General features: G+C 36.7%; 19 protein-coding genes. 6 read left to right on the top strand and 13 right to left on the bottom strand.

Annotated features, from left to right (window positions below):
- Nucleotide 1: 1 nt before the first annotated feature.
- From GJV85_RS09960 to GJV85_RS09915, 10 genes are all read right to left on the bottom strand, one after another.
- Nucleotides 2-577 carry a ComF family protein gene (locus GJV85_RS09960; RefSeq protein WP_207561232.1) on the bottom strand — a complete coding sequence of 192 codons (576 nt, stop codon included), beginning with the start codon at nucleotides 575-577 and terminating at the stop codon, nucleotides 2-4.
- 9 nt (nucleotides 578-586) lie between these two features.
- Nucleotides 587-2,377 (bottom strand): translation elongation factor 4, encoded by a 1,791-nt coding sequence (gene lepA, locus GJV85_RS09955; RefSeq protein WP_207561231.1) that lies wholly within the window; start codon nucleotides 2,375-2,377, stop codon nucleotides 587-589.
- Between the two features lie 9 nt (nucleotides 2,378-2,386).
- Nucleotides 2,387-3,313, bottom strand: a complete 927-nt coding sequence (locus GJV85_RS09950) for a ribose-phosphate pyrophosphokinase (protein ID WP_207561230.1) — start codon at nucleotides 3,311-3,313, stop codon at nucleotides 2,387-2,389.
- 115 nt (nucleotides 3,314-3,428) lie between these two features.
- Nucleotides 3,429-5,408: a TonB-dependent receptor domain-containing protein gene (locus GJV85_RS09945; protein ID WP_207561229.1), complete on the bottom strand. Its 1,980-nt coding sequence runs from the start codon at nucleotides 5,406-5,408 to the stop codon at nucleotides 3,429-3,431.
- 62 nt (nucleotides 5,409-5,470) lie between these two features.
- Complete coding sequence (locus GJV85_RS09940) at nucleotides 5,471-7,012, bottom strand: ATP-binding protein (protein WP_207561228.1); 1,542 nt, start codon at nucleotides 7,010-7,012, stop codon at nucleotides 5,471-5,473.
- On the bottom strand, nucleotides 7,012-7,524 hold the full coding sequence (locus GJV85_RS09935) for a YfiR family protein (protein ID WP_207561227.1): 513 nt from the start codon (nucleotides 7,522-7,524) through the stop codon (nucleotides 7,012-7,014). The genes GJV85_RS09940 and GJV85_RS09935 overlap by 1 nt, the downstream gene beginning before the upstream one ends.
- Entirely contained in the window at nucleotides 7,524-9,236 is a 1,713-nt protein-coding gene (locus GJV85_RS09930; RefSeq protein ID WP_207561226.1) for an EAL domain-containing protein, read from the bottom strand. The genes GJV85_RS09935 and GJV85_RS09930 overlap by 1 nt, the downstream gene beginning before the upstream one ends.
- Before the next feature lie 84 nt (nucleotides 9,237-9,320).
- Nucleotides 9,321-10,289, bottom strand: a complete 969-nt coding sequence (gene holA / locus GJV85_RS09925) for a DNA polymerase III subunit delta (protein ID WP_207561225.1) — start codon at nucleotides 10,287-10,289, stop codon at nucleotides 9,321-9,323.
- Complete coding sequence (locus tag GJV85_RS09920; RefSeq protein WP_207561224.1) at nucleotides 10,282-12,222, bottom strand: RNB domain-containing ribonuclease; 1,941 nt, start codon at nucleotides 12,220-12,222, stop codon at nucleotides 10,282-10,284. Before GJV85_RS09920 ends, holA begins: the two co-directional genes overlap by 8 nt.
- A 7-nt stretch (nucleotides 12,223-12,229) precedes the next feature.
- A complete protein-coding gene (locus tag GJV85_RS09915) occupies nucleotides 12,230-13,030 on the bottom strand; it encodes an HDOD domain-containing protein (protein ID WP_207561223.1) in 801 nt (266 codons plus the stop codon).
- 119 nt (nucleotides 13,031-13,149) lie between these two features.
- On the opposite strand from GJV85_RS09915, the gene GJV85_RS09910 reads away from it, so the two are divergent.
- The 3 genes from GJV85_RS09910 (at nucleotide 13,150) to purL (ending at nucleotide 16,290) form a co-directional block, all read left to right on the top strand.
- On the top strand, nucleotides 13,150-13,476 hold the full coding sequence (locus GJV85_RS09910; protein ID WP_207561222.1) for a hypothetical protein: 327 nt from the start codon (nucleotides 13,150-13,152) through the stop codon (nucleotides 13,474-13,476).
- A gap of 3 nt (nucleotides 13,477-13,479) precedes the next feature.
- Nucleotides 13,480-14,004 carry a GreA/GreB family elongation factor gene (locus GJV85_RS09905; protein WP_207561221.1) on the top strand — a complete coding sequence of 175 codons (525 nt, stop codon included), beginning with the start codon at nucleotides 13,480-13,482 and terminating at the stop codon, nucleotides 14,002-14,004.
- A gap of 69 nt (nucleotides 14,005-14,073) precedes the next feature.
- Nucleotides 14,074-16,290, top strand: coding sequence for a phosphoribosylformylglycinamidine synthase subunit PurL (purL, locus tag GJV85_RS09900; RefSeq protein WP_207561220.1), 2,217 nt, complete (start codon nucleotides 14,074-14,076; stop codon nucleotides 16,288-16,290).
- Here the strand turns inward: purL and GJV85_RS09895 are convergent.
- Entirely contained in the window at nucleotides 16,287-16,598 is a 312-nt protein-coding gene (locus tag GJV85_RS09895; RefSeq protein WP_207561219.1) for a YqfO family protein, read from the bottom strand. The genes purL and GJV85_RS09895 overlap by 4 nt on opposite strands.
- Nucleotides 16,591-17,550 carry a 6-phosphofructokinase gene (locus GJV85_RS09890; RefSeq protein WP_207561218.1) on the bottom strand — a complete coding sequence of 320 codons (960 nt, stop codon included), beginning with the start codon at nucleotides 17,548-17,550 and terminating at the stop codon, nucleotides 16,591-16,593. Before GJV85_RS09890 ends, GJV85_RS09895 begins: the two co-directional genes overlap by 8 nt.
- 169 nt (nucleotides 17,551-17,719) lie before the next feature.
- Here GJV85_RS09890 and purH point away from each other — a divergent pair, with 169 nt between their 5' ends.
- The 3 genes from purH (at nucleotide 17,720) to GJV85_RS09875 (ending at nucleotide 20,760) form a co-directional block, all read left to right on the top strand.
- Nucleotides 17,720-19,258, top strand: a complete 1,539-nt coding sequence (purH, locus tag GJV85_RS09885) for a bifunctional phosphoribosylaminoimidazolecarboxamide formyltransferase/IMP cyclohydrolase (protein ID WP_207563183.1) — start codon at nucleotides 17,720-17,722, stop codon at nucleotides 19,256-19,258.
- 226 nt (nucleotides 19,259-19,484) lie between these two features.
- A complete protein-coding gene (locus GJV85_RS09880; protein WP_207561217.1) occupies nucleotides 19,485-20,369 on the top strand; it encodes a DnaJ C-terminal domain-containing protein in 885 nt (294 codons plus the stop codon).
- A 13-nt stretch (nucleotides 20,370-20,382) separates the two neighbouring features.
- Nucleotides 20,383-20,760 (top strand): heat shock protein transcriptional repressor HspR, encoded by a 378-nt coding sequence (locus GJV85_RS09875; RefSeq protein WP_207561216.1) that lies wholly within the window; start codon nucleotides 20,383-20,385, stop codon nucleotides 20,758-20,760.
- A gap of 4 nt (nucleotides 20,761-20,764) precedes the next feature.
- On the opposite strand, the gene murA is transcribed toward GJV85_RS09875, so the two are convergent.
- Nucleotides 20,765-22,027 carry a UDP-N-acetylglucosamine 1-carboxyvinyltransferase gene (gene murA, locus GJV85_RS09870; protein WP_207561215.1) on the bottom strand — a complete coding sequence of 421 codons (1,263 nt, stop codon included), beginning with the start codon at nucleotides 22,025-22,027 and terminating at the stop codon, nucleotides 20,765-20,767.
- Between the last annotated feature and the right edge of the window lie 65 nt (nucleotides 22,028-22,092).

The raw sequence follows: 22,092 nt of genomic DNA, 5'->3' as shown, positions 1-22,092 counted from the left end.
GCTACTTTTTACTTACGTCACAAAGCGTAAGACAAAATAGAATCTCTTTGTTTTGCGTCTTTAGTTTTGTTGCCGCTTCGCTAAGCGTAGCTCCTGTTGTAACAATGTCATCAACTAAAATAACTAGCTCCTCTTTAAAATCATTTAGTACAAAATCTCTGGGATTAAGAAGCCTAAACTCTCTGCTTTTTCCAGAGTAGGAGAGGGAGTTTTTAGCTCTTAGTTTGTTAAAGAGCGGTTTGATATTTTGAGATTTTAAAGAGTTGTTAATCAGAGCTGTATGTGAATAGCCGCTTGTTATATTATCATCAATTGGAATCGATACGACTGGCTCATTAAAATGAAACTCATCAGCAAACTTTTTAAAAGAGAGCTCTGCTAGAGTAGCATAGATGTAAAATCCTAAGTCCGTATGTTTTGTATGGAGCAGATCTTTTATATCACCATATTTGTAAAAAGAGATTACTTCTATATTGTTTGAGAGTCGGCGTTTATAGATTTTGGGAGTTAAGAAAAGTTGTTGACAGGAGTGGCAGATATGTGTGAAAGAAAAACTCTCACACATTAAGCATTTCATAGTTGATTCTTAGTCCATCTTTAAAACAGACATAAAGGCTTCTTGAGGAAGTTGAACCTTACCGATAGACTTCATACGTTTTTTACCGGCTTTTTGTTTTTCTAAAAGTTTACGTTTACGAGTGATATCGCCACCGTAACATTTTGCAGTAACGTTTTTACCCATAGACTTTACAGTCTCACGAGCGATGATTTGACTACCAAGTGAAGCTTGAACAGCAACTTCAAAAAGTTGACGGGGAATAAGCTCTTTCATATTTTTAACTAAAACTCGACCACGAGGAAGTGCTTGGTTACGAGGAACTACGATACTAAGCGCATCTACGGCTTCTCCTGCTACTTTAATGTCTAGTTTTACAAGGTCACCAACTTTAAAGTCTATTGGCTCATAGTCAAATGACGCGTACCCTTTTGAGATAGATTTAAGTGTATCATAGAAGTCCATAACGATTTCATTCATTGGTACTTCATACTCAAGCATAACTCTATCTTCATTAAGATATGTCATTTTTGTCTGTGTCCCGCGTTTATTTATAAGAAGAGTAATAATATTTCCAAGATACTCAGCTGGTGTTATAACTGTCGCTCTTACATAAGGCTCTTCAATTCTATCAATAAAATTCACCTGAGGAAGTTCAGATGGGTTGTGTACAGCTATCTCATCTCCATTTGTTAGGTAAACTTTATATATAACCGAAGGAGCAGAAGCGATAAGGTCAAGTCCATACTCGCGTTCTAAACGCTCTTTGATAACTTCCATATGGAGCATACCAAGAAAACCTACACGAAAGCCAAATCCAAGCGCTACAGATGTCTCAGGCTCATACGAGAGCGAAGAGTCATTTAAACGCAGCTTATCTAAAGCATCGCGAAGGTCCTCAAACTTGTCCGTATCTATAGGGTAAATACCGGCAAATACAAAAGGTTTTGCTGGTTCATATTTTCCAACAGGTTCGGCCGTTGGATTTTTTGCGTCGGTGATGGTATCTCCAACGTTTACAACGCTTACCTCTTTGAGACCTAAAACAACTATGCCAATTTCACCAGACTGAATTGCTGGCGTTTTAATCTTTTTCATAGGGTGAGGGTACATTAAGTCTAAGACCTGATGCTCCTCGCCACTACTCATAAGTTTAATGTTTTGACCCTTTTTAATTGCTCCATCAAAAACGCGGACTAACGCAAGCGCTCCAAGATACGAGTCAAACCATGAGTCGTAAATAATAGCTTTAGTAGTAGCTTCAGGATCACCAACGGGAGCAGGGATTCTATCTACGATGGCGTCTATAAGTTCACGAATTCCAACGCCAGTCTTCGCAGATACTAGACAAGCGTCTGTTGCATCTATGCCGATTGCTTCTTCTATCTCTTCAGCTACGCGTTCAGGTTCAGCCGCAGGTAGGTCAATCTTGTTTATAACAGGAATAAGTTCAAGGTCATTATCTAACGCAAGATAAACGTTTGCAATAGTTTGAGCCTCAACACCTTGTGCAGCATCAACAATAAGAAGTGCACCATCAGAAGAAGCAAGAGACTTACTTACTTCATATGAAAAATCAACATGACCCGGTGTGTCTATAAGATTGAGAACATAGTGCTCTCCATCTTTAACATAGTCTAGTCTAACAGATTGAGCTTTGATGGTAATACCACGTTCTTGCTCGATGTCCATTGTGTCCATCATCTGCTTACCCATTTCACGTTCAGTGACAGAACCACACTCTTGTATGATACGGTCCGCTAAGGTACTCTTACCATGATCGATATGAGCTATAATAGAAAAGTTTCTAATATTTTTCAAGTTTATCCTCTATGCAAAAAGTGAGTTTACACTTTCGTTGTGGTAAACGCGACGGATTACTTCAGCAAAAAGTGGAGCGACAGTTAGAACTTTTACTTTTGAATGTTCTTTCGTCTCAAGCGTATTTGTAATGATTAGCTCATCAAGCTCACCATTCTCTAGGTTATCGTAAGCTTTTCCACTAAGAACACCATGCGTTGCGCAAGCCATTACTGAATTCGCACCCTTGTTTTTAAGTGCAGTGGCTGCTTTAACCATAGTGCCAGCAGTATCAACCATATCGTCAATCATGATTACATCATGACCCTCAACATTACCGATGATATTCATTACTTCACTTTCATTAGCCTTTTCACGGCGTTTATCAACGATAACCATCTCTAGACCCATGCGTTTTGCAAAGTATCTAGCACGGGCAACACCACCAATATCTGGAGATGCGATAATAGGATTTTTAAGGTTTTTGCTTTTGATGTATGTCTCAAATGTTACAGAACCATAAAGGTTGTCAACTGGGATATCAAAAAAACCTTGAATCTGTCCAGCATGAAGATCTATAGTTACAACTCTATCAATTCCAGCAGTCTCATAAAGGTTTGCTACTAGCTTAGCTGTAATAGGAACACGTGGAGCCGCCTTACGGTCTTGTCTAGCATATCCATAGTAAGGAACAACGGCAGTGATACTACTCGCAGATGAGCGTTTAAGAGCATCTGTCATGATAAGAAGTTCCATAAGGTTGTCATTTGAAGGTGCACCAGTAGACTGTACTATAAATACATCGCGACCACGTACTGATTCAGCTATCTGAACTGATATCTCACCATCACTAAACTTTTTAACATCAGCCTTAGCTAATGGAACATCTAAAACTTGACAAATCTCTTTTGCAAAATCAACACTAGCAGAACCAGCAAAAATCTTATAACCACGCATTGGTATTCCTTATGGGAAAATTATATGGAGAAATTATACAAGAATTGTTCTGAGGGGATGTTAAAATTTGAGATAGTTTTTAAAATATGTAACGCAATAATCTCATAAGAGAAGATTATTGAAACTTGTATGTAAAGTTTGCATAAATACCTCTACCCCAGTGTGCAGGAATAGTGTTGTTTGCACTTCTAAAATTTAAATCAGCGGAATAAACTTTCTCATCTAATAGGTTGTCTAGGTAGATAGAAAGTGTTGATTGTTTAGGTTTACCTATAGATAAAAGAGTTCCAGTGTCTAGCATAATATTTGCTGTTAATAGATTATAAGCTTTGGCCTCAGGGTTAATGTTTATACTTGTATCTCCAATTACTTCTCCTAAGTTGCTAGAGGGGCCTACTAGGCTATTAAAAACACTTAAGTTTGTTGCATTAATACCACTATATGTCGCTCCAATTTTAGCCATATAGTTAGGTGCATATGTAGATTGTTTGACACCAGAATCTGTTTCATTCTCTTGGTAACTAAAGTTTCCTGTTAAGTTTAACTTTTTACTGACTTGATATCTTCCTTCAAATTCAACTCCATTAAAAGTTGTGTAGCCTTCATTCTTCTGAGTCAATGGCGTTGTGCTATTATTATCATGGTCCCATCTAACTATTTGATTCTCAAGTTGAGAGTGGTAGAGAGTTAGTGCTAGTGATGTTTTATCTGTATTGTGTAAAAGTTGTAAATCATATGTATATACTTTTTCTGGATCTAGCAGCGGATTACCCATTAAAGCGGGAGCGTTTAGAGACGTTTCTACAATAGTTGGTGAACGATAGGCTTCACTATAAAGAAGCTTAAGCCATGTATCATCGCCTATGCCTTGAATAAAACCAGCCCTAAATGAAAAATCTGCTTCAATATCATTTGGTTTGTTTACCTGTACCCCTGCTATGATTTTTTGTTTAGATGAAAGCATATAGTCAGTTTGTACATAAGCGGCTGTATTGGTTATAGTAGTTTTTGGTAGAGATGTTTTTGTAGCACCAGGGAACTTAAATTGAAATTCAGAAGTGTTCTCTGCATGCAGGGCCCCAATTAAAATGTTTAAGTTACTAGATATATTACCTCTGAGTATGGCTTCGACTAAATGGGATGAGCCATCTGAGCGGTTATCTCCTAGAGCTTCTATTATCGTCCACTCAGCAGAATCATTTTGATGTGTATAGTGAACTTCTAAGTCCCACCCAGAGTATAGATTTTGCGTATAACCTAGGTCAATATAGGTGCGTTTTAAATCTATCTCTTTTGAGGGCAGTTGAAAAACAGAAGAGGCACTCTCGAGTTGGTTACTCATATACATTATGTCAAATGTGAGTTGTTTATACTCACCACTTATTAGAATGTTTTTACTCTCCTGTCCTGATTTATAATCACCAATATTCCCAAGCTCATCTTGTATACCACTTACGGTATCTCCATCTGACGTTATGTAGTTTGCACCTATGTTAATACTATAGTCTTCTCCACCTATAAGTGTAGAGAGTTGAGCTTGAGTTCTATTAAAGCTGCCATAACCTAAGTCAACTCTTGTTTCAGATATAGCTTCTTTAGCATTTTTAGTGATAATATTTACAACACCGGCTACTGCGTTTGTACCATGTATAACAGAGCCTGGACCACGAACTACCTCTATATGATCAATGACATTTAGTGGAAAGCCGAGATAGAAGTCACTGTTTAACCCACCATCAGTAGCCTGTCGAACAGGACGGCCATTTAAGAGGATGAGAGTGTGGCCTTCATGGTGAGAAGAGTTAAAGCCACGCATAGATGTTTTACTATGTGGATCTTGATGTGAACCTAGTACCTGCACTCCTACCACTCTATCCAAAACATCTCTAAGGTGTCTTGCTCCAAACTGTTTTATTTCACTTGCAGATATGATTGTTACTACGCCCGCTGCTAAGTGTTGAGACTCTTGGCGTTTAGATACCGTTGTGATAGGAACATTCATTAACTCTTCTAATGATAACATCTCAAGATCATCTTGTTGATTTGCTACTAAGACAGAGGAAGCTAATAGAGTTAAAAGTAGATTTTTTTTCATTTAATATTCCTAAGAAGTATATAATTAAATATAATAATAGTTTAACTTATATAAAATAAGTATTAATTCTCTGATATAGGTATGGTAAATGTAAATTTAGTTCCATTATCAGGGCTTGTATCTAGCTTTATTTTTCCATGAAGTTTCTGTGTCGTTAAGTTATAGACTATGTTTAAACCTAGGCCAGTCCCTCCCATATTGCGTCTTGTTGTACTAAATGGCTCAAATGCATTTTTTATAATGCTCTCATCCATTCCATCACCATTGTCTTCATATATTAAAGTGAAAGAGTCTCCATTATTTACAATAGATATACTTACTTTAGCATCCTTTTTATTTTTGTTATAAGCATGAATAAGAGTATTTTGGATGAGATTACTAAAGATTTGAGCATAGCTTCCGGGAAAAGAGTTGACGACTAGCTCTTTATCTCCAGTTATAGTTGCTTTTATAGGAACTTTTTTTAGTTTATTGTGAAAGGTTAATAGAACTTCTTCTAAGTAGGAGTAAAGATTAAATTTCTGTCTTGATTCTACGCTTTGATCAATAGATATCTTTTTAAAACTTCGTATTAAGTCTGCAGCTCTCTTTATGCTAAGCATAAGTACTTGTGAACTCTCATTAAGCACATCTAAACTTTTGAGCATTGTAGACTTTTTTATAGTGCCTTCATTTATTTGCCTTGTAAGCTCTTTCGTCTCATGAACTATGATTGATCCCCCTGTTAAAGCATTGCCCAAGGGTGTATTTACTTCGTGAGCTATACCACTCACTAAGCTTCCAAGTGAAGCCATTTTTTCTGATTCTATTAATTGGGTTTGTACACTTTTAAGTGCTTCTATACTCTGCTCAAGTTCATGTGTTCTCTCCTGAACGCGTGTCTCTAAGTTCGATGTGAGTGAATCTGTATCCTTTAAAAGAGTATTAAAAGCATTGTAGAGAGTTTGAATCTCATTGTCTTTATTATGTTTTACTCGGATTGAATAATCTTTAGAGTTTGCAACACGATGTGCTACTGATGCTAAGTGAATTATAGGGTGGAGTATTTTACGACTTAAAGATTTTGATATAAAGTAGGTCAGAAGAATAATTAAGAGTAAAAAAATGAGACTCTTTACTAGAAGGTCTTTAGTGGAGTCTGTAATGCTCTGAGTCTTTTTTTGTATATGTATATAACCTAGAAGGGACTCGTCTTGTTTTATGGGTATAGTTTGATTATAAAGACCAAAATCTAAAATTAGTGGGTTATCCGATATAAAAAGAGACTCTATCTTTTGCATCTGTTTAGGTACTTCATAGTCGTAAGGATTAAATGTTACAAGAGCATTTTTATCTGGTGAGTAGACAGTGGCATATCTGATTGATTCTCTATGCTTAAGAGATGCAAATGCATCTGAAATTGCTAATGTATCTCCAAACGCGAGAGGAGCACTAACAAAGTCTGCAATAAGTTTTATTTCTAGTTCACTTTGGTATATAAAGGAGTTTTTTTGTGTGTTTATACTATTTAAAACATTAAAGATAATACCGAAAATAGATATCATAATAGTAATACTCATGACTGATAGAAGCATCTGTAGAGTTATTGATTGTTTTTTTAGCATTATTGGACTACCTTAGCAAACTTCAAGAGTTTATAGCTTGCCTTAAGGCTCGCTTTTTTTAGTACTTCATTGTTTATGACAAATTTAAGTTTGTTATCTTTTAAATAAAAGCTAATCATAGAGCCGCGATAGATATCATCATAGTTATCACTAATGATTAAAATATTCTCTGATGAGATATTATTAACAAAAGTGATCTCTTGAGCATAGTTTGTATTTCTTATATAAAGCATATTACACTCTTTAGATTCAATATTATGCTCACCTATTGAGAGAGGAGTAATTCTCAGGTCGTAGTTACTAAATTTTTTTGATTCATACTTATCTTGCAGGGAGATGGCAAATTTTTTATCATTGTAGATACAAATATTAAATCTCTCTATGTCTTGAGGCCACTCAATAAACATAGAGAATTTTTCTAAATATATCTGTTTGATTTCATCCTCTGATATAGCATTGAGGTATGTAGGGAGTGAGATAAAACTTAGAAGTATTAGAGCTTTAAGGAGCATTATTCATTAAGTAATTGTGCTTGAGGCTTTCCAAGAAAATATCCTTGAGCATAATCAACTCCCATCTCTTTAATTGTATTGTAGACCTCTTCACTATGAACAAACTCTGCTATTGTTGTTACTCCAATCTTTTTGGTGAAGTAGAGGATAGTATCTGTAACTATTCGAGAAGAAGAGTTTTCGATAATATCTTTGATATAAATACCATCTATTTTTATAGACTCTAATGAAAGGTCTCCTATTTGAGCAAAATTAGAACACTGAACACCAAAGTCATCTAATGCTAAGCCATATCCTAGTTCTGTAAGTTTATGGAGGTGCTTTTGGGCTGTAGGGTCATTTAGTATGCTGCTCTCTTCAAGTATCTCAAAAGATATTCTACTTGGTGATATCGAGTATTTTTCTCTTGTATCTTCAATATAGTTTATAAAATCACTCTCAACTAAATCTTGGTCTGTGATATTTACAGAGAATCGGAGCTCATTTTTCTCAAAATGTATACATGCTTGTAGAAACATAGCTTTTGTGATTTGATAAAGTAAACCAGCGTATCTTGCTGTTGGTAAAAAATCACAAGGAGAATGGACAACACCATCTTTTTCTAATCTAACAAGAGTCTCATATTTTACAACTTTATCAGTTTTACACTCGACTATTGGCTGAAAATAGGCGATTATTCTGTTGTTGTCCAGTGCTTCTTTAATCCATTTTGTCCATTGTGTGTTTTTTTCTACCTGCTTAAGAATATTTAGATTTTCTGAGTAGACCTGTATCCTGTTTCTACCTAAATTCCTTGCTTCATGTAGTGCGATCTCAGCCTTTTGAATGAGATTAATTGTCTCATTTTGAACTATGGATACCGTCACGTTAATTCTGTATTCAGAATCAAAAATTAAAAAATAGTGACTAGCAATAATCTCCTTGACTCTGCTTATCTCTTCTAAGAGTTGGAGTGATTCATCACTACTGCATAGCATCGCAAAGATATCTGATTCGAGTCTATAAACTTCCCATTTTGGGTCTGTAATTTTAACGAGTAGATTTTTAAACTGCATAAGAAGCTGATCACCAACGTCAAATCCATATACATCATTTATCATACTAAATGAGTCAATATTAAAAAGTACTAATGATTTAGAATTTTCTGTATTTAGATCAAAGTTGAGTTTTGTACGATTTCCCGTATGTGTTAAATTGTCTGTGATGAGTGTATTGTAAATCTCATTTTTTTTGATTAGTAATTCTGCAAGTTGATGATACTGCGATAGAGCAGTTCTTATAGTTGTGTAGAGTTTATCTGCCGTTAGTTCCGTTTTTTCTCTATAGTCAGATATATCATAGTGATCAATAACATAGCGTTCGGGTGCTTTTCCTGCTTGTCCAGTTCTTATAATAATACGAGTTAAATTATTAAAAAGTTTATGTCTAATAACATTAACTAAGTCTAAACCAGAAGAGTCTGTCTCCATAACAACATCAAGAAGTATTACGGCAATATCGCTATTTTTCTCCATATACTCTTGAGCTTCAGCCGCGCTGTAAACAGATATGAAGTTTATCCCTTTTGATTCATATGAAAAATCATGCAGTGCTAACTTTGTAAAAGTATGCACCCCTGCATCATCATCTACTATCAGTATATTCCAAAAAGAGCGTTCACCTAGAGGTGAAGTATCATCTTCAGGTTCAAATAATAGTAAGTCCTCACTCATATATAAAGCCTTTAAGGAATTTAAATTAAGATGTATACTATCATAGCTAGTAAAAAAAGCTTCTTAAATATAAAACGATATGATTTAAAGCAGTTTTTGAACTCGTATAAGTGTGGAGAGTAAAATAGCTGTTTTATCTATATGTGAGCTTTTCATTTTTAACTCACTACGTAGAAGTAGTTCATGCAGTTTTGAATATATGAGGGGTTTTATCTTTATGCTTAGGGCTGCTTTTTCATCGACGACAAATTTTGGAGCAGGGTAGCCAAGTATCTCTAGTGCATTAGGTGCTCCATTTACTCGTATATAGATATTGAACATATAGAGTTGCGTTAAGTATGAAGTTATAGCTGTGATGACACGTATCTCATCTTCTCCATGTTCTAAGATACTTAGCAGGTCATCTCTAAAATCTTTTTTAGCAAGTATTTTTTTAATGAAGTCATCTAAATTAACCTCGGCTAATCCAAAAACGAGACTGTCTACATCTTTAGTGGTGATTTCTCTATCATAAACACGAAATTTTTCTATCTCGTTTGAAGCTAGTGCTACATCTCCATTATGAATCTGTAAAAGATGAGAGACTGTGTATTTGTCAATCTTTACGTTTTTAGCTCGCGCGACTTCTAAAACGATGTTTTGCGCTTCATAATCTTTTGGATGGAAAAAACGCACACTCATGGCGTTACTTTTTGCAAAGGCCTTTTTGTTGTTGTAAGTTTTATGATCACTTCCATAATATGCATATACAAAAATATTATCGGGATTTTTATCGCAGTACTCTAAAAGGGTATCGAGATCTTTTTTTGGGACTTTTTTTTCACTCTTTATGATGAGTATGTTTCTATCACCAAAAAGAGAACCTTGAGAGAGGTGAGACTTTGCAGAGTTAAAGTCATACTCATCATGATAGTAGTTTAAAATATTCGCATCATCTATGTTCGTGAGCATTTTTGTATACATATCTATCAAAAAAACAGACTCCCCAAAAAAAACAAAACTATTTGAAACTGACTGATTTTTTATGTGAGTATCTAACTCGTTTTTATACATCCACTTTCCCAACTACAATGGCATATATTTTTGCTCGAGCAATATCTACTTTTTCTATTTTTACTATGACATCTTCAAAAAGAACAACATCACTGTTTGAAGTTATCAAAAAGCGAGCCCCTTGAATCTCATCATGAAGTTCTGCTTTTATTTCTACTTCTGTTGCAGTTATACGTGCTTTATACTCATTGCCAATGTTTTCATTTGCCCAACGAGCGTATTTCCTTGCCATAAACTCATTTTCTATACTGCTCGCTTCTCTCTCTTTTTCACTGATGGTCATACTAAGTGCTTCAATATTACGTAGTACATAAGAGCCTTCTTGTGTATCACCTGCATTTATAGCTTTAAGAAGTCTATGTACTATCAGGTCAGAATAACGCCTAATAGGTGAAGTAAAGTGAGTATACTGCTCAAACCCAAGTCCAAAGTGTCCAGAGTTTAGTGGCGCATATCTTGCCTGCATTTGTGAGCGGATTATGAGAGTATCTACTTCAGACTCTATATCCATCTCACGAGCCTGTCTCTGAATGTCAGAGATTGTCTCTTTGATAGACTTCTTAATCTCTATTTGCATACCAACTCCAGCGAGTTCTTGGTAAAGTATTTGTAGTTTTGCCTGACTTGGAGGTTCGTGAATTCTAAATATTCCTCTCTCAAATGAAGAAGCTGCCTCTTTATTTGCTAAAAGCATACAGTCTTCTATAAGAGCATGCGATGGAGTCTCTTGGGCCTCATGAGTTGAGACTAAGTTTGAATCTTCATCTATTGTCATATCAATCTCAGTTGACCTAAAGTCATAACCCACTTTTAAACGCTTAGCTTTTAGTGCATCAGTTACAACTCGTAGTTTTGTAAGTGCATTAAAGATTATCTCTTCATCGCTATTTTGAGCCTTTAAATCACCCTCAAAAAAGCTATCTATCTCCTCATAATTAAACCTGCGTTTAGAGTGGATTATAGCTTCATAAACGGATGAGGAAGCTACTTCAAGAGTATCTAGGTTGAGCTTCATCTCAAAAACATAAGCGAGTCTATCTACATGAGGCTGCAAAGAACAAAGTGTCTCACTTAGTTGGCGAGGAAGCATTGGAATGGAACGATGAGGAAGGTAGATAGAAAAACTTCTATAGATGGCTTCATTATCAAGTGCACCAAAGGGTTTTATATACTCACTTACATCCGCTATAGCCACATAAAGAGTACTGTTTTTATCATCCCAGCATATTGCATCATCATAATCTTTTGCAGTAACAGGGTCAATAGTACAAAAGTGAAGCTCTCTTAAGTCCTTGCGTTTAGGATATTTACTTGCATTGACTGGCTCGAATGATTCTGCTATTTTTAAAACCTCTTCATCAAACTCATCATGCTTGTTGTATTGTGCGAGAACTATCTTTTCATCAACTTTAGGGTCTTTAATATTTCCTAGTTTTTCTAAGACTTTATTCTCTTGGTTGTCTATCTTAAAAACATCTCCAACATTGTAAAAATTTAATTCATCAGGTGTCAGTTCTGCACCGATTGGATACTCTGTTTTTAGATCAACTAAAGAGAGGTGAGAATCTTTTTGAATAATGTAGGCAATACTATAACTCTGCTCGCGTCCAACTATTTCAGCGATTTTAGCAGATGGAGTTCCCCGCTTTCCAAGTAAGCGCTGTGCAATGATGAGGTCACCCTCTTTTGCCTCGCCTAGATCTCCCTCACCAATGAAAAGGTCACGGATATTTTCACCTATAACATTTAAGTATGCTGTATCTTTTTGAACTAGACCAAGTGTGCCTGCACGAAACTTGGAATTAAATTTATAGATATTTTCTTTTTTTGTGAGGTATTTTTTAGCCATCCAGTTTTGAACATGTTTCATTTCATCAACTGTGATATCTTGCTCACTTAAACCAAGAGTAAGCCTAATAAGTAGAGATTTCAAGGGAAAACTATTTAGCGTTTTCTATAGCTGTGTCGAAGCTTTCCATATCGAGCCCATACTGCTCAATAAGCTCTTTGGCGGCAGCTATGCTTACATCGGTAACATTTGCATTTATAGGAACGGCAGTACGTACTACATGTAAGATTTGAGCAGGGCGTTGGTACTCTGCTTCTGCGTTTTGAGGGTTTAAACAATTTTTAATTACATCTACAAGCCCCTCTTCAAACTTCCACTGAGCAAAAATAGTTGCACTTACTTCTGGTGTATCAACTCCAACTATCTTTCTCTCAGCCGCTTCAACATCACCTAACTCTTCAAGGGCAGCAGTAAACGCTTCTTTTGAGCCATCTGCTAAGATCTGTTGTGCTATGAGCACTTTTCCAATTTCAACAAGAAACGCAGCTGGAGATAAAACTCCAAGCAGTCTGTTCTCTTTTCTAATACACCATGATGTCATTAGACCATGTTGCTTCTTTGAGAGTCCAGAGAACATCTCATTACTGATACCATAGGGGGATAAATCAAGAGAAAAGCTCTTTTTGACAATACTTGCAAGAGCAAAACCACGTACAGTACCCATTCCAAATAGACCAACAGCTTGAGAGATAGCATTTATTTCACGGGAAAACCCATAAAGTGGAGAATTTGCAGCTTTTAAAATGTCTGCAGTTAAAAGAGGATCTTTTTCAAGAATTTTAACCATATCATTAAAACTACTATCCGGATTTTGATAGACAGCTTCTATCTGCATTGCAGATTCAGGAAGTGGTGGAAGTTGTTTGATTTTTTTTAATATTTCATCAGTCATATTATGCTCTCTTATTTTTACTTAATTAATACAATTATAGTATCAATTAATAAATAACTACTGAATATTTACAAAAAACTGATATTATTTTTTTAAATATTAAACAAGGAAATAAGAGTATGCAAAGAAATGCAATGCTAAGACAACTCGGATATGCACCAAATGATGCTTTAGAAAAACAATTAGAAGCTATAGAGATGAATACACCAGGATATGAAAAAATTCAAAAGCACATTATGGATCTACATGATCACTTAAAAGTTGATGGTTCGTTTGTGGCACTATCAAACTCATGTGACTGTTTTAAAATAAAAGTAGAAGCACCTAGTCCAGAACTTGCATTAGACGCACATCAAAAAATAGAACACTTTAGTTCAAAATTTAAAATAGATATTAAAAAGCTTGATAATAAAGAGACATATTATATATCTGGTTTTAAAAACTAAGTATTGAAAGAGCCTATAAGCATTGAAGGTTATGACCTTTTAGTAAAGGAATTTAAGTTTCTTTTAGAAAAAGAGAAACCAAAGGTTGCACAAGAAAAACTTGTTGCAGCAGCACAGGGTGATAGAAGTGAAAACGCTGACTATCACGCTGCAAAAGAGAAGCTGCGTTTTATAGATAAGAGACTTTTTTATCTCAACTCCATGATGCAAAAATCACAAATTATTGATCCCTCCCTTCATTCACACCTAAAAGTAAGTTTTGGCAGTAGCGTTAGGGTTCTAAATATAGATACGGACGAAGAAGAGCTTTACATTATATGTGGTGTTTTGGAGAGTGAGCCTGAACATGGCCTTATATCTGTACACTCACCCTTAGCTAAAGCTATGATAGGTAAAGAGGTAGATGATGAGTTTAAAGTGAAGCTCCCCAATGCTTTAAAAGAGTATGAAATACTCAAGATTGAGTATAAAAATATATTTACTTTGAAGAAAAATATTCGAACACAAAAAGAGTTTACTTTCCATTAAATTATTTTTTACCACCTTTTAGATATAATCCCTCTTTAAAAACCAAAAATTAAATTTTTAGGATTCCATGTGAGCCAACAATTAGCAGATATAGAGACACAATTAGCAAACCATAAACTTTCAGCAGATGATTATACGCACATTAAAGAGATACTTAAACGCGAGCCAAACTTAGTTGAACTTGGTATTTTCTCAGCTATGTGGAGTGAGCACTGCTCATACAAATCTTCAAAAGTGCACTTAAAAGGTTTCCCAACTAAAGCTCCTTGGGTTATACAAGGTCCTGGTGAAAATGCTGGTGTTATCGACATTGGTGATGGCTATGCTGCAGTATTTAAGATGGAGTCACACAATCACCCATCTTTCATAGAGCCTTATCAAGGTGCTGCAACTGGCGTTGGTGGAATTATGCGTGACGTTTTTACTATGGGTGCACGTCCTGTAGCGTCACTAAATGCTCTTCGCTTTGGTAATATCCTAAATGATGATGATATCTCAAAACACCAGCGTTACTTAGTTCGTGGTGTAACTGAAGGTATCGGTGGTTATGGTAACTGTATGGGTGTTCCTACTATTGGTGGTGAAGTAAGTTTTGATGAGTGTTATAATGGAAATATTCTTGTAAACGCGTTTAATCTTGGTATCGCAAAATCAGATGAGATTTTTCTAGGTCTAGCTGAAGGTCTTGGTAACCCTGTAATGTATGTTGGCGCAAAAACAGGTAGAGATGGTCTTGGTGGAGCGGTTATGAGTTCAGACAGTTTTACTGAAGAGTCAAAATCTCTTCGTCCTACCGTTCAAGTTGGTGATCCATTTACGGAAAAGCTTCTTCTTGAAGCTTGTATGGAGCTGTTTAAAACTGACCATGTTGTTGGTATTCAAGATATGGGTGCTGCTGGTCTTACTTCATCTTCATTTGAGATGGCAGGACGTTCTGGTTCAGGAATGATTATGCATCTTGACAAAGTTCCAGCTCGTGAAGAGGGAATGACTCCTTATGACTTTATGCTTAGTGAGTCACAAGAAAGAATGCTTTTATGTGCTAAAAAAGGTTCAGAACAAGCAATTATAGATATTTTTGAAAAATGGGACTTAGACGCTGCCGTTGTTGGTGAAGTAACTGACACTGGAAATATGGAACTTTTCTGGCATGGAGAAAAGTGTGCTGAGGTTCCAGTAGACCCTGTGAGTGAAGAGGCACCTGAACTTAACCGTCCAATGAGTAAACCTGCATATTTATCTGAACTAGCATCAGTAACTATTGACGATTTTGACAAAGTGACAAATCAAGTAGCGTTTGAAACACTGACAAAGTCTATGGAAGTTGTAGATAAATCTTGGATCTACACACAGTATGACTCAATGGTACAAACAAACACTATCAAAAATGGCGGTATGCTCGACGCATCTGTTATCCGTGTAAAAGAGAATGGAAAAGCGCTTGCAATGAGTGCTGATTGTAATGTTCGCTACTGTTATATAGACCCTAAAAATGGTGGAGCTGCTGCAGTTGTAGAAGCTGGTCGTAATGTTGCTATGAGTGGTGCTCGTCCTTTGGCTATTACAGATTGTCTTAACTATGGTAACCCTGAAAACCCTGAAGTTATGTGGCAGTTTGCTCAGGGTTGTTTAGGAATAAAAGAAGCATGTGCCGAGCTTACTACTCCAGTTATCGGTGGAAATGTTTCACTCTATAATGAAACTAATGGTGTTTCAGTTTTTCCAACGCCATCTATTGCAACTGTTGGTGTAAATGATGATCAAAATAATGTTTTAATGTCTTCATTTCAAGGTGCGGGAAATGCACTCTATCTAGTAGGTGAGTCAAAGTCAGAATTTGGTGGTTCTCTTTATATGAAAGAGATTTGTCATACGGTTGCTGGCGTTATGCCAGAGATTGACTATAAGGCTGAGCTTGCTCTATGGGAATTAGTTATAGAAGGGAATAAAAAACATTTACTTGAGTGTGCAAAAGATGCATCTTCTGGTGGTGTGGCTATTGCACTTGCTAAGATGGCAGCTACTTCTGGTTTAGGTTGTGATGTTGAGATAAGTGTTATAGATGAGAGAGATATTTTCGCTGAATCACAGAGTCGTGCTATCATAGAAGTAAAACCTGAAAATCAAGAAGCTTTTGAAGCTATGTTAGATGAGGGTATGAGCGTTGAGAAAATCGGTACTGTTGGTGGAGATAGCATTAGAGTAAATGATGTTACTATGAGTATAAGCGAGTTACAAGATAACTACTATAACACATTCAAAAAAGTGATTGAAAGAGACATTTAAAACTCTTCCATCTTAAAAACTTCATAAGCCACCTCTTCATAGGGGTGGGACTCTTTTAAAACCTTTACGGCTTCTCTTATCTGTGAGTCTTCACATATCATCTCTATTTTATACTCTTTAACTAACTCTACCGTATCGAGTTGACCAAGAAATGGATTTGCTCCATTTATAGGTCTGAATTGTCCAATGCCCTGTGTTTCAAAAGAGCATTTGTCATAGTTGTTAAACTTTCCTACACCTATATTAAAGAGGGCTTTTTTTACCTCTTCTTTATTTTGTGAGGGTACGTAAAAGTTAAGTTTATACATCTTCTAGAAGCCTTAGTAGATCGGGATCCAACTTAAACGCAGAGCCAGTGACTTCATCTATACTCTTGTAAATAAATCCATCTTTGGTATAACAAATGACGCTATTTGTATGCGAGCCAAGAAGCCCATCTATTGCATAGTTTACAAACTTATATGCCATAAGTCTATCATAGCTAGTTGGGTTTCCGCCGCGTTGGATATGACCTAGTATTGATACTCTAGACTCTATCCCTATGGTCTCTTCAAACCATTTTGCAATCTCTTGAGGGTCTTGTTTAATGCCTTCGGAGACGATGGCTATAAAGTATTTTCTTCCATGTGCCATTTGCGTTTTAAAATTATCTTCATAATCGCTTATGTTATGCTCTCTTTCTGGAATAAGACAGAGTTCCGCTCCTGATGTCAGAGCCGATATAAGCGCTAAATAGCCACAGTCCCTTCCCATCGTCTCGATTATAAATGCTCTGTTAAAAGACGATGCAGTGTCTCGGATGGCGTCTATGGAAGTTCTAATGATGTTTAAAGCGCTGTCTACACCTAAACAGTAGTCGGTTCCATGAATATCGTTGTCAATGGTAGATGGAATCCCACAGGACTTAATAGAGTGCTCTTTATAAAAAGCGTCTAAACCTCTAAATGAACCATCCCCGCCTAAAACAACAAGCATATTTATGTTAAGCGCATCTAAGTTGTCTTTGGCAATTTGACGGTACTCCGGATTCATAAAACGTTTGCTTCGTGCGCTTCCTATTTTTGTGCCGCCTCTATTAATTATTCCAGATACATCTCTGTAGCTTACCTCTTGAATATCGTTATCGATAAGGCCTTCATAGCCGTTATAAACAAAGAAAGGCGTCAAGTCTTTTTTTAAAGAGTACTCTACAAAGTGTTTGATAGCCGGATTCATGCCGGAAACATCCCCACCAGAACATAAAATTGCAATATTTGACATTAAATTTTCTCCTTAGAAAAAAGTAATTAATTGACATAGTTTACCATTATCTAAACTACAATTAGTTAAAATTCCAAATATAATAAAATAGATGATTTCTTCTCTTGTCGATAGGCAAAGCTTTAGTGAGTAGGAATTTTTTTGGAGCTTTGCTTCAAAAAAAGGAGATATAGTGAAAAGAGCATTAGTTAGCGTTAGTGATAAAGCAGGTGTAGTTGAGTTTTGTAACTCATTGGTAAAAAATGGTTATGAGATTATATCTACTGGCGGAACTTATAAAAAACTAGTTGAAGCTGGAATATCAGCTATTGAAATTGATGAGGTTACAAAATTTCCTGAGTGTTTTGAAGGGCGCGTTAAAACTTTAAACCCTTATGTTCATGGAGGGATTCTTCACCGTCGTGACAAACAGTCACACCTTGACCAGGCTAAAGAGCTTGGTGTTGAGTCAATTGACTTAGTATGTGTAAATCTTTACCCATTTAAAGAGACTATTGAGAGAACTGACGACTTTGATGACATCATTGAAAACATCGACATCGGTGGACCGGCAATGGTTCGCTCTGCTGCAAAGAACTTTGACTCTGTTATCATCGTGACAAACGTAGAAGATTACTCAGAAGTTATCGATGCGATAGAGAATGAAAAAAATACAAAAGATTTCCGTCGTGGATACATGATAAAAGCATATGAGCATACAGCGGCTTATGACTCTATGATAGCTAACTACATGAATGAGCGTTTTAACGAAGGTTTCGGTGAAAAGCAGTTCGTAGTTGGAAACAAAGTAATGGATACTCGTTATGGAGAAAATCCACACCAAAAAGGCGCGCTTTATGAGTTTGACAAACACTTCTCAAACAACTTTAAAACGCTAAAAGGCGAAGCGAGCTTTAACAACTTAAACGACCTTAACGGTGCTGTGAAAATTGCCGCTGGTTTTGGTGATGACAACGCGGTATGTATCTCTAAACATGGAAACCCTTGTGGTTTTGCTATAAAAGATACTCTTTTAGAAGCTTATACTGAAGCACTTAAATGTGATCCAGTTTCAGCGTTTGGTGGCGTTGTTGCGGTAAATGGTACCGTTACAAAAGAGCTGGCTGAGAAGATGAATGAAATCTTTTTAGAAGTAGTTATCGCTGGACGTATTACGCCTGAAGCTCAAGAAGTATTTGCCGCTAAGAAACGTATCAAGCTTTTTGAGATGGGAGCTGATAAGTTAGTTCTTGCAAATGATAGAAAAGATTTTAAACACATCGATGGTGGATTTGTTTTTCAAGACGCTGACGTTGTTGGAGCTAATGAAGTTAAAAACGCTAAGCTGGTTTCTAAAAACGCGGCGACTGCGTCAGAAATGAAAGATTTAGAGATAGCGTACAAAGTCGCGTCTCTTACAAAATCTAACTGCGTCGTATATGTTAAAAACTCAGCTATGGTAGCTGTCGGTATGGGTATGACGTCTCGCGTTGACGCTGCTCAGTGCGCTTTGAAAAAAGCAAAAGACATGGGTCTTGACGTAACTGGCGCGGCTTTAGCGTCTGAAGCGTTCTTCCCTTTCCGCGATAGCATTGACGCTGCAGCGGCAGCTGGCGTTAAAAATGTAATTGAGCCTGGTGGATCTATTCGTGACGGGGAGATTGTAGATGCTGCTAATGAGTTTGGGATGTCTCTTTACTTCTCAGAAGTTCGCCACTTCCTTCACTAAAAATCAAAATAGCAACGCATTTGCTGCGTCGCTACACTCGTCGGGCACATGAGTGCACCTCCTCACTATGCTTCTTGCAACTACATCACTCTTTTAATTTTATGTAGAATAACTCTTTCTAATTTCGAATTTATTTTTTAAACCTTGATTGACATCCACTCAACTCTTGTGATATAATCCGACTTAATAAAAAATTAATAACTATTTAACAATTTAAGGAATAAAAATGGCAAAATCATTATATGAAACACTTGAAATAACTGAGAATGCTAGTGAATCAGAGATCAAAAAAGCATACAGAAAGTTAGCACGTCAGTACCATCCAGATGTAAATAAAGATCCAAGTGCAGAAGAGAAGTTTAAAGAGATAAATTCTGCATATGAGATTCTAAGTGATAAAGAGAAGAAACAGCAGTATGACATGCATGGTGACTCTATGTTTGGTGGGCAAAATTTCCATGACTTCTCACGTAGTCACCGAGGAGCAGGTTCAGGAAATATGGAAGATATCCTCCGTGAGATGTTCTCAGGTGGCGGTGGCTTTGGCGGAGCTGGTGGTAATCCATTTGGCGGTGGTGGTTTTGGTGGAGGCGGAGGCTTTCATCAAGAACCAAACCTTGATATAGAGACAAGCGTTACTATCCCTTTTGTTGTCTCAATTTTAGGTGGTTCTCACTCTGTGGCACTCCAAGGTGATAGATTTGATATCAAAATCCCAGCAGGCGTAAACTCTGGGGAGAAGATGAGAGTTAAAGGTAAAGGCCATGCTCAAAATGGTCGTGCCGGAGATCTGTTTTTAAAGATAACCGTAGCATCAAATCCTGAGTATAAACGCGAGGGTGATGACTTAGTTAAAAACTTTGATGTACCACTATCTGTAGCACTTTTTGGCGAAAAAATTGCTATACAGACTTTAGAAAAAGAGATAAAACTTAAAGTTCCAGAAAACACTAAAAACGGACAACGTTTTCGCGTTAAAGAGATGGGCGCGATGAACAGAAAAACAAAAACAAGAGGAAATCTTTATCTTCAAGCAAATATCATACTTCCAAACGTTGATGATTTAGATGAAGATTTAGTAGAGATGATGAAAGAGAAACTACCAAAATAATAAAGGATAAGAGATGATACACCAGTATGACGAACCCGTTTATTTAATCAGTATAGTAGCAAAGATTTTGGATATTCACCCTCAAACTCTCCGTCAATATGAACGTGAAAACTTAATATGTCCTTCGCGTTCAAATGGTCGTATAAGACTCTACTCTCAACGCGATATAGACAAGATAAAGCTCATACTGCGTTTAACTAGGGAGTTAGGTGTGAATCTCGCAGGCGTAGATATAATCCTGCGTTTAAAAGAGAATGTAGACTCGATGGAAAAAGAGATGGCAGAGCTTCGCCATGAAGTAAATCGTGCGCAAAACTCCCACTCTGTTTCACCAGATAAGGCCCTTGTAACGACTAGGTCTATCTATGAGATGATAATTTTTGAAGAGTAATTTCCTACTCTTTTAAACGCTCGATTTTCGCTCCAACACCCTCAAGCTTCTTCTCTAGGGAGTCATATCCACGATCAAGATGATAGATACGGTGTATATTCGTTTGGCCACTTGCAACGAGTGCCGCTAAGACTAAAGCACTTGAAGCCCTCAAATCTGTCGCCATAACATCAGTTCCACTTAATTCACTTTTACCACTTACGGTCGCTGTGTGACCATTGAGACTTATGTCAGCACCCATACGTTGGAGTTCACTCACATGCATGAAGCGATTCTCAAAAAGTCTCTCTTCTATGATTGAAACGCCATCCGCTTGAGTTGCAAGAGCTAAAAATTGAGCTTGCATATCTGTAGGAAACGCAGGATACTCCTGTGTAACTATTTTAACAGGTTTGATATTTTCTCCCGGATGTATAGTGATAGTGTCATCGGTTATCGTAAAGCTACTTCCCATCTCTTCTAGTTTTGCAAGCACTGCACCTAAGTGTTTAGGCTCAACATTTGTAAGAGTAATCTCAGACTTTGTTATCGCACCAGCACAGAGGTATGTCCCCGCTTCTATACGATCTGGTATGATTGAAAACTCTTTTATGTCAACTAGCTCTCCAGCAGTTCCATGAATGGTTAAAATAGCTGAACCAATCCCTTCTATCTTTACTCCACTACTGTTTAAAACTTCGCAAAGTTGAACAACTTCAGGCTCACGAGCTGCATTTGTAATAGTTGTGATACCTTTTGCAAGTGTTGCAGCCATTACAATGTTTGCCGTACCCGTTACAGTTATCTTGTCAAAAATTATTTCACACCCTTTAAGGCCATCTTTTGCACTTGCTTCTATATAACCCGCACGGATATCTATCTTTGCACCCATCTGCTCTAAAGCTTTTAGATGTAAATCAATTGGGCGTTGACCTATCGCACAGCCACCAGGAAGTGAAACTTCACAATGGCCAAAGCGTGCTAAAAGTGGACCCAAAACTAAGATGGACGCTCTCATAGTCTTTACTATGTCATAAGTAGCTTTGGTTTCATGAATAGATGAAGTGTCTACTAAAACGCCATCATCTGAAAACTCACACTTTGAGCCTAAGTTCGAGAGAAGCTTTAAAAGAGTCTTTATATCTGCAACATGAGGTAAGTTCTTGATGCTAACGCGGTTTTTAGCAAGAATTGTCATCGCAATAAGTGGAAGAGACGCGTTTTTAGCGCCAGAGATTTTTATAGTCCCTTGAAGAGACTTCGCAGCTTGTGTTTTTAAGTAATCCATATACTCTCTTTATTTATATCTATATTTCAATTATATCAATAATAAGCTTTATTCTATCTCTAAAA

The organism is Sulfurimonas aquatica (assembly GCF_017357825.1).
Taxonomy (GTDB): Bacteria; Campylobacterota; Campylobacteria; order Campylobacterales; family Sulfurimonadaceae; genus Sulfurimonas; species Sulfurimonas aquatica.
Note: the sequence above shows the minus strand (reverse complement) of the source record. Positions and strands in the feature narration are given on the sequence as shown.

What these genes read in the sequence shown, in the direction of transcription:
- GJV85_RS09960 (WP_207561232.1), bottom strand. Translation starts at nt 577, where the DNA reads ATGAAATGCTTAATGTGTGAGAGTTTTTCTTTCACACATATCTGCCAC.
- GJV85_RS09950 (WP_207561230.1), bottom strand. Translation starts at nt 3,313, where the DNA reads ATGCGTGGTTATAAGATTTTTGCTGGTTCTGCTAGTGTTGATTTTGCA.
- GJV85_RS09945 (WP_207561229.1), bottom strand. Translation starts at nt 5,408, where the DNA reads ATGAAAAAAAATCTACTTTTAACTCTATTAGCTTCCTCTGTCTTAGTA.
- GJV85_RS09940 (WP_207561228.1), bottom strand. Translation starts at nt 7,012, where the DNA reads ATGCTAAAAAAACAATCAATAACTCTACAGATGCTTCTATCAGTCATG.
- GJV85_RS09935 (WP_207561227.1), bottom strand. Translation starts at nt 7,524, where the DNA reads ATGCTCCTTAAAGCTCTAATACTTCTAAGTTTTATCTCACTCCCTACA.
- GJV85_RS09930 (WP_207561226.1), bottom strand. Translation starts at nt 9,236, where the DNA reads ATGAGTGAGGACTTACTATTATTTGAACCTGAAGATGATACTTCACCT.
- holA (WP_207561225.1), bottom strand. Translation starts at nt 10,289, where the DNA reads ATGTATAAAAACGAGTTAGATACTCACATAAAAAATCAGTCAGTTTCA.
- GJV85_RS09915 (WP_207561223.1), bottom strand. Translation starts at nt 13,030, where the DNA reads ATGACTGATGAAATATTAAAAAAAATCAAACAACTTCCACCACTTCCT.
- GJV85_RS09910 (WP_207561222.1), top strand. Translation starts at nt 13,150, where the DNA reads ATGCAAAGAAATGCAATGCTAAGACAACTCGGATATGCACCAAATGAT.
- GJV85_RS09895 (WP_207561219.1), bottom strand. Translation starts at nt 16,598, where the DNA reads ATGTATAAACTTAACTTTTACGTACCCTCACAAAATAAAGAAGAGGTA.
- GJV85_RS09890 (WP_207561218.1), bottom strand. Translation starts at nt 17,550, where the DNA reads ATGTCAAATATTGCAATTTTATGTTCTGGTGGGGATGTTTCCGGCATG.
- GJV85_RS09880 (WP_207561217.1), top strand. Translation starts at nt 19,485, where the DNA reads ATGGCAAAATCATTATATGAAACACTTGAAATAACTGAGAATGCTAGT.
- GJV85_RS09875 (WP_207561216.1), top strand. Translation starts at nt 20,383, where the DNA reads ATGATACACCAGTATGACGAACCCGTTTATTTAATCAGTATAGTAGCA.
- murA (WP_207561215.1), bottom strand. Translation starts at nt 22,027, where the DNA reads ATGGATTACTTAAAAACACAAGCTGCGAAGTCTCTTCAAGGGACTATA.